The 11,897-nt window shown below is 40.2% G+C and carries 10 protein-coding genes; 4 read left to right on the forward strand and 6 right to left on the reverse strand.

Translation table 11 applies throughout. The features are described from left to right. Position 1: 1 nt before the first annotated feature. The 4 genes from BQ7314_RS15350 to BQ7314_RS15365 form a co-directional block, all read right to left on the reverse strand. Positions 2–655 carry a riboflavin synthase gene (locus BQ7314_RS15350; RefSeq protein ID WP_174484562.1) on the reverse strand — a complete coding sequence of 218 codons (654 nt, stop codon included), beginning with the start codon at positions 653–655 and terminating at the stop codon, positions 2–4. 1 nt (position 656) lies between these two features. Further along, positions 657–1,760, reverse strand: coding sequence for a bifunctional diaminohydroxyphosphoribosylaminopyrimidine deaminase/5-amino-6-(5-phosphoribosylamino)uracil reductase RibD (gene ribD, locus BQ7314_RS15355; protein WP_174484563.1), 1,104 nt, complete (start codon positions 1,758–1,760; stop codon positions 657–659). After that, a complete protein-coding gene (nrdR, locus tag BQ7314_RS15360) occupies positions 1,760–2,212 on the reverse strand; it encodes a transcriptional regulator NrdR (protein WP_174484564.1) in 453 nt (150 codons plus the stop codon). Before nrdR ends, ribD begins: the two co-directional genes overlap by 1 nt. Before the next feature lie 109 nt (positions 2,213–2,321). Continuing rightward, a complete protein-coding gene (locus BQ7314_RS15365) occupies positions 2,322–3,563 on the reverse strand; it encodes an ISL3 family transposase (RefSeq protein WP_245395004.1) in 1,242 nt (413 codons plus the stop codon). 125 nt (positions 3,564–3,688) lie between these two features. Here BQ7314_RS15365 and BQ7314_RS15370 point away from each other — a divergent pair, with 125 nt between their 5' ends. The 3 genes from BQ7314_RS15370 (at position 3,689) to ettA (ending at position 6,648) form a co-directional block, all read left to right on the forward strand. Then, the gene (locus BQ7314_RS15370; RefSeq protein WP_174484565.1) at positions 3,689–4,315 is read left to right on the forward strand and encodes a class II aldolase/adducin family protein; all 627 of its coding nucleotides are present in this window, start codon (positions 3,689–3,691) and stop codon (positions 4,313–4,315) included. A 108-nt stretch (positions 4,316–4,423) separates the two neighbouring features. Continuing rightward, on the forward strand, positions 4,424–4,930 hold the full coding sequence (locus tag BQ7314_RS15375) for a cytochrome P460 family protein (RefSeq protein WP_174484566.1): 507 nt from the start codon (positions 4,424–4,426) through the stop codon (positions 4,928–4,930). 50 nt (positions 4,931–4,980) lie between these two features. Further along, complete coding sequence (gene ettA, locus BQ7314_RS15380; RefSeq protein ID WP_174484567.1) at positions 4,981–6,648, forward strand: energy-dependent translational throttle protein EttA; 1,668 nt, start codon at positions 4,981–4,983, stop codon at positions 6,646–6,648. Positions 6,649–7,076: 428 nt separating this feature from the next. On the opposite strand, the gene cydB is transcribed toward ettA, so the two are convergent. After that, positions 7,077–8,123 carry a cytochrome d ubiquinol oxidase subunit II gene (gene cydB / locus BQ7314_RS15385; RefSeq protein ID WP_174484568.1) on the reverse strand — a complete coding sequence of 349 codons (1,047 nt, stop codon included), beginning with the start codon at positions 8,121–8,123 and terminating at the stop codon, positions 7,077–7,079. Positions 8,124–8,134: 11 nt separating this feature from the next. Further along, positions 8,135–9,472, reverse strand: a complete 1,338-nt coding sequence (locus BQ7314_RS15390) for a cytochrome ubiquinol oxidase subunit I (RefSeq protein ID WP_174484569.1) — start codon at positions 9,470–9,472, stop codon at positions 8,135–8,137. A gap of 756 nt (positions 9,473–10,228) precedes the next feature. On the opposite strand from BQ7314_RS15390, the gene BQ7314_RS15395 reads away from it, so the two are divergent. After that, positions 10,229–11,842 (forward strand): MFS transporter, encoded by a 1,614-nt coding sequence (locus BQ7314_RS15395; RefSeq protein WP_174484570.1) that lies wholly within the window; start codon positions 10,229–10,231, stop codon positions 11,840–11,842. Positions 11,843–11,897: the final 55 nt, after the last annotated feature.

The raw sequence follows: 11,897 nt of genomic DNA on the forward strand, positions 1-11,897 counted from the left end.
ACTAAATAAACCCACTTTCTCTTAATAATTCTGTTGTCACACCCGCAGTACAAGTTGCTGCAGCCTCGCCTTTCATTAAACGTTCCATGTAACGTGCTAGTAAATCAACCTCTATATTCACCTTATCATTAACCTCAATATTACCCAAAGTTGTCTCTTTTAAAGTATGGGGCACAATATTGACGCTAAATACCGCCCCATCAACCTTATTTACGGTCAAGCTAATGCCATTAATACAAATAGACCCTTTCTCAGCAATATACTTTGCCAATTCATTAGGTGCTTTAAATTTAAAACGAATAGAACGACCATCCGGTTTTTTTTCTAATAGCACCGCTAAACCATCAACATGACCACTGACGATATGTCCACCTAATCGCGTTTGCGGTGTTAATGCCAATTCCAAATTAACCGGCGTGCCACTCGCTGCGAGTTTTAAGTTAGTACGGGCTAAAGTTTCATTAGACACATCAGCAACAAAGCCATGCGCACTTAACTCAATCGCTGTTAAACATACTCCATTTACAGCAATACTGTCACCTAAAGCCGCGTCCACTAAAGATAACTTGCCGGTATCAATAGATAGACGTACATCGCCTGCTTTTTGTTCAATCTGGGTTATTTTACCCACCGCTAAAATAATGCCTGTAAACATATTATGTTTGTACCTTATATTGAAGTCTTAAATCCACACCTACTTTACGTGCCTCTAATAGTGTTAAATTTTTCTTATCTGCCATAACGGTAATGTCTGGCATATCAAACAAACCGCGACCACTAGAACCGAGCAGACAGGGAGCCATATAAACGATACATTCATCAATTAAATTTTGCTCCATCAAAGCACCATTTAAGACACTGCCTGCCTCAATTAAGACCTGATTCACCTGCTGCTCTGCTAAAAACAATAAAACTGCATTCAAATCTAAACGCCCTTGCATTCCAGCATGAATTACGTAAACTTCTGCACCAGCCTGAGTCAGCGCCTCAATTTTATATTTCTCCTCAGAACTCGTTAAAATCAATGTACGACCCGCTAAAGTCAATAATTTCGCGCTAATTGGTGTGCGTAATTGAGAATCCAAAACAACGCGTAAAGGCTGCACGACATCAACACCCTCCAAGCGTACATTCATGCTCGGATCATCTGCTAAAACAGTATCCACGCCTGTTAGCACACAACAACTCGCTGCCCGTAACTTTTGCACATCGTGCCTAGCTTGTGGCGCAGTAATCCATTTACTTTCACCCGAAGCCATCGCCGTACGCCCGTCTAAACTCATTGCCATCTTACTGATAACATAGGGTTTAGCCATCGTCATACGTGTAATAAAGCCTCGATTAAGTGCTTGTGCCTCTGACTCTAATACACCACAAATAACATCAATACCTGCTTGCTTTAATAAAGCAACGCCCTTCCCTGCCACTAAAGGGTTAGGGTCTTGCATAGCAATCACGACACGCGCCACACCCGCTTTAATTAAAGCCTCAGCACAAGGTGGCGTGCGCCCATAATGACTACACGGCTCTAAAGTCACATACGCGGTAGCGCCTTGCCCCTCTTGAGTATTTTTTAATGCCTCAACTTCAGCATGCCCTTGCCCAGCACGCATATGCCAACCTTCAGCAATAATTTCATTACCTTTAACGATAACACAGCCAACACGAGGGTTTGGCTTGGTGGTATATCGCCCTTTTTTAGCTAAATACAACGCACGCGCCATAAATAAGCTATCTTGTTCTGCTTGTTGCTTAGCCATTATTTCTTTTGTAAATCAGCAATCATATCGGTAAATTCACTGACATCCTGAAAGCTTCTATAAACAGAAGCAAAACGCACAAAAGCCACATGATCTAAAGCAATTAATTCTTTCATAACTTGTTCGCCAATTTCTAAGGCAGCGACCTCTCGATCACCTTTAGCATTTAACTCTTTTTTAATTCGAATAACTGCTGCTTCAATCTGATCACTAGTAACAGGACGCTTTTCTAATGCCCTTAAAATACCAGCACGCAATTTACGTTCATTAAAAGGCTCACGCAGCCCATCGCGTTTAATGACTCTAGGCAAATTAAACTCAGTGACCTCATAAGTGGTAAAGCGCTCTTTACAGGCCACGCATTCACGCCTACGTCGCACTTGATCACCCTCATTCGCTAAGCGAGAGTCAATAACTCTAGTATCTTGGGCAGTACAAAAAGGACATCGCATAGTAACTTATTTTGCTAGAATCTAAAAAATGTGGCATAACTATTAGAAAACCGCCAATTTTACAATAAATTGCTGATTAAAGCTGGTTTTTATTAGGCTCTTTTGAATTTTAAGTGGGTAAGCAATTAGCATTTATTTTAGAAAAGTCTAATTTCCCCGTTAATAAATAAGCGATTGTTTTGAAGTGCTGCATTTTATATCCTCTCGCTTTTCTTTTTGCTGCCTGTAAAACCGAGTTTAACCCCTCCAAAATACCATTATTGATTTGGCTCTTTTTCCAGCTGACAATTCCATCCCAATGCCTCTTGATTGTCTTAGCTACTTTTACAATGGGAGCCAGCTGACTGTGAGTAGCCCAGTAATACCAGTTATTAAGTAAGCCTTCAAATTTCTCTGTGCTTTCGGCAACATAAATCTGTTGAAATGCTTCACGAATTTGTAGGGCTCGGACAGATTTTAAGTTAAGTTTTGCCATGCTTAACTCCTCTTTTATTATTTTTTGTTTTTCAGTTAAATTAGACTCGTTTTTCAAGAAAATATAACGATTTCCCTTAAGTATGGGTGTGTAACTCCCTTCTTCTCTACGCACCTGGTCAACGGCTTCATTGATAAGTTTTATGATATGAAACTTATCAAAGGTAATTTCTGCCTCGGGCATGTTTTCTTTAACACCTTTAATAAAGGCAGGAGACATATCGCAACTCACTTGTTTGATTGCACTCCTATCACCCTGTTTGGCTTCTAATACTTCCACAAAATCAACAACCGTTTTATGATCTTTGCCTGCACTAATGTGCAGTGTTTTTCTCTCTTCCAGGTCAACAAATAGAGTAATGTAGTCATGCCCTTTGGCAATGGAGGTTTCATCCATTCCTAGGAGGCTTATATCACTGTAGTCCTCATCCATCTTGGCTAGCTCAATGTAGGTATCCAATACCCGCCATATTTTATGATCGGAGACACCCGTCAGGTCACTCACATTGTGAACCGGCATGGCTTTGCATAATTGAATTAATAACGCTTCAAACAGTAGCGTAAATCCTGACACCTTGCCTTCCCAAGGGGTGGGTATGAGTCGAACCTTTCCATCATCACGTTTAATTCTGGGAACGCGTGCATGTAGATGACATTCATGTTCGAAAAAATTCAAATGCTGCCAGTTTTTTTGAACGGTATCGTATGCCTTATACTCTTTTACTTCATCATCACCGGCATCAGGGTCTTCAAAAGTACTTCCTCGCTTAAAGTCTATTTGTATATCAAGTCGCTTTTCTTCAGCATTAAAATCAATAGATTTAATCAACCAAGGTGAATTAATATGGAGTGCTTGTTGAAATAATTCTGTTATCATGAAAAACAAACTCAGGTGGCTTATTAGGATTGTTAATTATAATTTACCCACTCACTTTTCAAAAGAGCCTTTTATTAACTCTTTAATTTGTACCAGAATTTTCGTTACATTATTTGTACCTGCTTATGCAAGAAACTGAAGGTGTTATCAAATACCACTTAAACTACAAGCAAACAGCGGCAAATTCCGACTGGCCTCTTGCTACGATGAATAGTTGGCGCTGCCTCTTATATAAATTAGACTTAATTGGTCAAAATCCGGCACGTTATAAGGGCTATGGTTATGGCAATATTAGCCAGCGCTTAACAGGCGAGCAATTTATTATCAGCGGCACACAGACAGGCGGTATAAGTCACCTCCACGCGCAACATTACTGCCTTATAGAAAAAGTTGACTTAGCACGCAATCAGGTTGATTCCTCCGGCCCTTGCCAGCCATCATCAGAAGCATTAACTCATGCTAGCGTGTACGCTCAAAGTAAAAAGATTAACTGCGTCATTCACGCACATAGCACTGAGATATGGCAGGCAACTCAAGCCTTAGAACTGCCACATACGCTTGCGAATATTGCCTATGGCACACCCGAAATGGCTGAAGCTGTCAACCAACTATTTCAATCGGAACAACTTCAACAACACTCCCTATTTACCATGCTAGGCCACGAAGATGGTGTCATTGCTTTTGGTGATGACTTTGCACAGACCGCCTGCACACTCATTAATCTTTTAGCAAAAAGTAAACAGCTAAACTAAAGAACACAAAATACCAGCTAAAGACCTGCTACCCCTATCATGATATAAACAAGTATCGTACCTATTTTTAACTCCCTCACTTTATAAACCACACAAGAAATACACAACATGAAAAAAGTATCTCACTTACTACTATTATCAAGTTTAATCTGCCTCCCTCAAATCAGTTATGCCAAACAAGAAATCGCAGCTGCTAATAATATCGAATACCCTAAACACCTGACAAACTGGCGAATTATTGGTACTTCTCTACGTAATGACAACAATACCCAACGCGCTATTTTAGGTAATGCCATCGCAATCAAAGCGGCACGCGCAGGCATTAAAAAAATAAACTGGCCTAAAGGTGCTATTCTCGCAAAATTGGTCTGGAAAAACGAAACCTTACCCACATGGCAAGCAGCCACTGTACCTGGTGACTTTGTGCATGCAGAAATCATGGTCAGGGATGCAAAAAAATATGCAGCAACGGGTGGCTGGGGATTTGCACGCTGGACAGGTTTAGAGCTAACTCCACATGGCAAAGATAGCTCATCAGCTCAAGCTTGTTTTGATTGTCATCAAGCGGCTAGCGGCACGGATTATGTCTTTACTCAACCTGCAAAACTTCCTTAAACAACGCTATAATAGTCCAACATTTTCTTATAGGAATTCATAAAACCAACATGGCACAATATATATTTTCTATGAATCGAGTGGGCAAAATTGTCCCACCCAAAAAATTCATCTTAAAAGATATTTCTTTATCTTTTTTCCCTGGCGCAAAAATCGGTGTATTAGGTCTTAACGGCTCTGGTAAATCAACTCTACTCCGCATTATGGCAGGCGTTGACAAAGAAATTGAGGGTGAAGCCATTCCTATGAAAGGTATTAACATCGGCTATCTTGCGCAAGAACCCCAGCTTGACCCTACAAAAGATGTACGTGGTAATGTCGAAGAAGGATTAGGTGAAATACAACAAATTGTAAAACGCTATAATGCTGTCAATGATGCATTTGCAGAACCTGATGCTGACTTTGATGCGCTATTGGCTGAGCAAGCCGAATTACAAGAAAAAATTGAAGCCGCTAATGCTTGGGAATTAGAGCGCGAATTAGAAGTAGCCGCGGATGCTTTACGCCTTCCTCCTTGGGATGCGGATGTTGCCAAACTATCCGGCGGTGAAAAGCGTCGTGTCGCTCTTTGTCGCTTATTGCTATCAAAGCCCGATATGCTCTTACTCGATGAACCGACCAACCATTTAGATGCAGAATCAGTGGCATGGCTAGAGCGATTTTTACATGACTACCCTGGTACTGTCGTTGCTGTTACTCACGATAGATATTTTCTAGATAATGTTGCCGGCTGGATTTTAGAACTGGATCGTGGCCAAGGTATTCCTTGGGAAGGTAATTACTCTTCTTGGTTAGAGCAAAAACAAAACCGTTTAGCCCAAGAGGAAAAACAAGAAAGTTCACGCCAAAAAGCGATGCAAGCTGAATTGGAATGGGTACGCTCTAATACCAAAGGCCGTCATGCAAAAAGTAAAGCGCGTTTAGCGCGTTTTGATGAAATGTCGTCACAAGAAGCACAAAAACGTAACGAAACCCAGGAAATATTTATTCCACCTGGCCCTCGTTTAGGTGATGTCGTTATTGATGTGGAACACGTTAACAAAGGTTTCGGTGAGCGTTTATTAGTCAATGACTTAAGCTTTAAATTACCCCCTGGTGGCATTGTCGGCATTATCGGTCCTAACGGTGCTGGTAAAACCACCCTATTCCGTATGATGTCAGGCGTAGAACAAGCTGATTCAGGTGAGATTAAATTAGGTTCGACCGTACAACTTTCACACGTTGATCAATCTAGAGATGACCTTGATGATAACAAAACCGTCTGGGAGGAAATCTCTGATGGCTTAGATTTAATCACCGTAGGCACTTATGAAACGCCATCACGTTCCTATTGTGGCCGCTTTAATTTTAAAGGCGGTGACCAACAAAAACGTATTGGTGATTTATCGGGTGGTGAACGTAATCGTGTACATTTAGCCAAGCTATTACGTAGCGGTGGTAATGTTTTATTACTCGATGAGCCAACCAACGATTTAGATGTTGAAACCTTACGTGCTTTAGAAGAAGCCTTGCTAGCCTTTCCTGGTTGTGCCGTAGTTATTTCGCATGACCGCTGGTTTTTAGATCGAATCGCTACACACATGCTGGCATTTGAAGGTGATAGTCAAGTGGTCTGGTTTGAAGGTAACTATGAAGATTACGAAAAAGATCGTCATAAACGTCTAGGTACAGATGCCGACAACCCAACCCGTATTAAATACAAAAAAATCACGATTTAAAGGTATTTATCATATAGTGGCAGGGGCATAACTTGTATGCAACGCGCGTAAATTCTCATTTTAAGCGGGTATAAAAAATGTCGTAGGATGATAATATGGACTCCTCTAACTTCAGCGGTATCATATATACCCCCGAATAAGTAAAGGAACCAAGAGGAGTCCGATAGTCCCTACAAATCAATGCAGGCTGATTCTTATCAATGAGTTACCGGAATGATTGACACTACAAATAATAACCTCCAAGAGTGACTCTTGAGTCAACCTCATTGCCATAGCAGGCTATCGCCTTTCCAATAGATCTATTGAACGGACTTACACAGCAATAAACTTTGGTATTGGAAACCTTGAAGTGAAAAATAGAATTTTTCACTTCAATATTCTGTCTTTAATCGGTGACTAAAAAGATTTAGATAATGATAAATACAGACTTAATACCCTTCTTCATCATCGGACAATACCACTTTACCGCGAAATGAGCGGTACATATAAAGTGTGTAAACAACCGCTAGTGGCGCACCGATAGAAAACCAGATAATCCCTGTACGTAAAGCATATTCCGAAGTAGCTGTATTATAAATCGTCAGGTTATGCATCGAGTGGGTCGTTGCAATCAGCATATTAGGATAAATACTAAAGGCGACACTGAGTAACAATAGCACCATAAAGGCGGCAGAAGCGGCAAAGGCGTATAAATCATTTTCTTTGCTGCGTGTGACAAACATAGCGAGTAAAGCAGCCCCTGCCAGTATTGGCAATAATACCCCTATCGAATACACACTATAATTCTGAATAAAAAAGGGCTGCACGATATGCGTTGCCAACGGCAACACAAGCATGAACAAAGCAATTAAGTAGTTACCTTTACGCGCGATATGACGGGCGCGCTGTTGAATGGCTTGCTCAGTTTTTAAGGCAATAAAATTAGCACCATGTACGCTAAAAAGTACGATAGCAAATGCGCCAGTTAAGAGTGTATACCAGTCAAGAATACCTGGGTACTCGCCGGTCATAAAATCTGTCCATAAGGGCAAGAAGAAAAATCCATCTGCTTCCAGTGGAACGCCACGCAATACGTTACCTAATGCAACACCGAGCACCAGCGTAATAGAAACGCTGCCTATGACTAACAAAGCATCCCAAAAACTATGCCATAAAGGGTTAGGGAGCTGTGAGCGCAGCTCCATGGATAACCCACGAAACATCAATAACCATAATAACAGCATCAAGGCGAGGTAATAGCCACTAAATATAGATGCATAAGCTGTTGGGAAGGCAAAGAATAATACGCCACCGCCTATAATGAGCCATACTTCATTACCATCCCAGATAGGACCAATCGCGCTTAAAACCGTTCTACGCTCAGTATTGTTTTTAGCGACCCAAGGGTAAATAATGCCAGTACCAAAATCAAACCCATCCAGTACAACAAATAAGGTCAATAATACACCTATTATAATAAACCATAATGTTTCCATAACCATATCCTCTAAGAGTTATTCTCAATAGTCGCAGGGCCAATATTAATAAGCCGTAGAACCAGCATAAGAAAAAGCAGCCCCATCAGCATATATAAGAGTACGAAACCCAATAAGGTGAATAATACATTACCTGAGCTAACGTGGGGTGATGCCCCTTCAACTGTACGCATCAGGCCATAGACTAACCAAGGCTGCCGGCCAATTTCTGTTGTCATCCAGCCTGCTATCGTAGCAAAGTAGGGCAATGGCGCACTTAACATTAATACCCATAGCATCCAGCGCGATTCAAACAATTGTTTACGCCACAATAACCAAGCCGACAGTAGCATAATACTAGCAAATAACATGCCCAGAATAACCATAGCGTGAAAACTGTAAAAGACTAAGGGCACAGCATCTGGCCAGTCTTCTTTAGGGAAATCATCTAAACCTTGTAATTCCCCATCCAGTTTACCCGTCATCATCAGGCTATCTAGATAAGGAATCACCAGTGGATTATCTAAAGTCTCAGTGTGCATATTCGGTTGCCCCAAAATAATTAAAGGTGCACCTTTTTGGGTTTGGAAAATTCCCTCCATCGCTGCCGCTTTAATAGGTTGATGCAAAAAAACTTGCCTAGCCTCACCATGACCAAAGGGAAATATTTGTAAAATAGTGGCGATGGTAGCAACCATAACGCCATTGCGTATAAAGAGCCGTGCTGATTCAAGGTGTTTACCTGCTAATAGATAGTAAGCACCCACCGCCGTTACGACAAACGAAGCGGTAATCAGTGTGGCATTCATATTGTGCAGGTATTGCCAAAACAGCCAGGGATTAGTGAGTAACCCCCACAGACTGTTAAGCGAATACACCCCATCGCTAGATACAGTATAAGCAACGGGGTGTTGCATCCAGGCATTGGTAGCAAGAATAAAAAAGCCTGACAACCAAGTGCCAAAACACACCATAAACGCTGCAAACCAGTGTCCTCGTGGGCCAAGTCGTTGCTCTGCAAATAGTAACAAGCCTAGAAAGGCTGATTCCATAAGAAAAGCAAAAAGCCCCTCCATTGCCAGAAGGCTACCAATCACGCCACCCGTTCTACGTGAAAATTCTGCCCAATTAGTCCCGAATAGAAATTCCATGGGAATACCAGTAACCACACCGAAGACAAAGTTAATGGCAAATATCTTGATCCAGAAACGTGCTGCTCGGTTATATGCTTCATCATGCTTCCATAGAGCCATACTTTTAAAAAGCAGAATCAGAGCGGCCAAACCCATGGTCAATTGAGGGAACAGGTAATGAAATATGATGTTGAATGCAAAGTGTGCTCGGTCGAGCAGAATAATCGTGGTATCCATTATTTATCTCCGTTTATGATTGTGATAAGTATTTTATAACCATAATGTTCAAGTTATCCATTAACTGTGCATAGTCTAGTCTTAAACAAAAGACACTACATCACATAGAAATATCATATTACAAAAAGCTAATACCACCTAAATTCTGAATTGCTCTCTTAACATAAAACCAAACTAAAGTAATTTTGATTAAAGAGCCGTACACTTGGCAAGGTATTGATTACCTTGAACCGAGGAATATCCGGCACAATACAAAAAATCCGAGAATTGATAATTGAAATCTGGATAATTTAAAATGAGCACAAGAATGATTGAGAGCAGCTCATTAAGCATACCTATAATATAGGTAATAGGCGTAAAATATGGGCTTGCAGGGGTTAGTTTTTACAATGGTAAAAATCAGCCCCCTAACCGCAAAAAGATACATCATTTATTCAACTATTTAAAATTAATGCACTCTAACTCAGAAATAAGACCTCACTGAGTGCCGGCCCAATATTCATTCCTAATATAGAAAAAGATAATTTACTCATGTTTTTTAGTGAATTAAATGTAGCTATTTTAGGTGAGAGATTTTTTATCATCTATAAAAACCTTATAAATTAATATTATAAGGTTAAATAACCCAGTAAAATACTAAGTTATTCTTATATATCATAATGTTACAGAATTATTAAATCTCAATAACAACCGGATTTATTTAAAATTAAGGTGTAGTATTTATAAGATAATTTTCTAATTTGAGAGGTAACTACAATGGTTGATATTAAAAAATGGGATGTAGAGGACTCTGACTTCTGGGAGGCAGAAGGTAAGGTGATTGCTAATCGAAATTTATGGATATCTATTCCTAGTTTATTATGTGGCTTTGCTGTTTGGTTATATTGGGGAATTATCACTGTACAAATGCTGAACTTGGGTTTTCCCTATGAAAAATCTCAGTTATTTACATTAATGGCAATCGCTGGATTAACAGGCGCAACACTAAGAATCCCAAGTAGTTTTTTTATTCGCTTATGTGGTGGGCGTAATACTATTTTTTTTACCACAGCCCTATTAATGCTCCCAGCATTAGGCACGGGTATTGCGTTACAAGATCAAAATACTCCTTTTTGGGTATTTCAAGTATTAGCGCTATTATCTGGTTTTGGTGGCGGTAATTTTGCTTCATCAATGTCAAATATTAGTTTTTTCTTCCCGAAAAAAGTACAAGGTTTGGCGTTAGGCTTAAATGCAGGTTTAGGTAACTTTGGCGTTACTACGATGCAAATACTGATCCCTCTCTCTATGACCGTTGGTATATTTGGGGCATTGGGAGGCGATCCCATGACTTTACTCTCTAGCTCCGGGACCTTGATCGGAAAAATACCGGCTGGCACTGAAACCTATATTCAAAACGCAGGATTTATCTGGTTACTATTTTTAATTCCTTTAGCCTTTTTTAGCTGGTTTGGAATGCATAATATCCGTACTGAAGAAGTTTCTCCTAACGAACAGCACCCTTTTGTTAGTTTTGGTATTATGTCAGGCATGCTACTTATTGCTTTTGCTAGTTCAATTTTTGGCTTATGGCTTATGTTACCCGAATCAGTACATGGTTCTGGCTTTCATGTGCCTAAAGAAATTGCCTTATTTATTGTTATTGCTTTAACTGTTTCTTTGTTAAAAATTATTCCCGGACAGATTGGTCAAAGCTTAGATCGCCAATATAAAATTTTTGATAATAAGCATACTTGGGTGATGAGTATTATTTATACCATGACCTTTGGCTCTTTTATTGGTTTTGCCGCTTGTTTTCCATTAGCAATTAAAGTGATTTTTGGCTATCAGCATATTTTAGTCGATGGTGTTATGAATCATGATATAGCTAACCCAAATGGTCCAAGCGCCTTAATGTATGCATGGATGGGGCCTTTTATTGGGGCATTAATTCGCCCTGTCGGCGGCATGATTGCTGATAAGTTTGGTGGTGCTTGGGTTACTCATATAGTCTCTTTTATTATGGTTATCAGTGCTGTCGGTGTTGCATACTATATGAAGGCGGCTTATAACTCAGCAACACCAGAAGATTATTTTGTAGAATTCTTTATTTTATTTCTAGTTTTATTTGCAGCAACAGGCATTGGTAACGGCTCAACTTTCCGCTCCATTGCGATGATTTTCCCCAAAGAACAAGCAGGCCCTGTATTAGGCTGGACCTCAGCGGTTGCTGCCTATGGTGCATTTTATATTCCTAAAGTTTTTGGCGAACAAATCAAAGCGACCACACCTGAAATAGCACTCTATGGTTTTGCAGCCTTTTATATCGTTTGCATTATGATTAACTGGTGGTTTTACTTGCGTAAAGAGGGTGAGTTTTATAACCCATAAAAAGATTGGGGCGCAGGCCTTTAGCCTGCAGTTATTGAAAAATCAGGCTGAAGCC

Source organism: methanotrophic endosymbiont of Bathymodiolus puteoserpentis (Logatchev), assembly GCF_900128525.1.
Taxonomy (GTDB): Bacteria; Pseudomonadota; Gammaproteobacteria; order Methylococcales; family Methylomonadaceae; genus Methyloprofundus.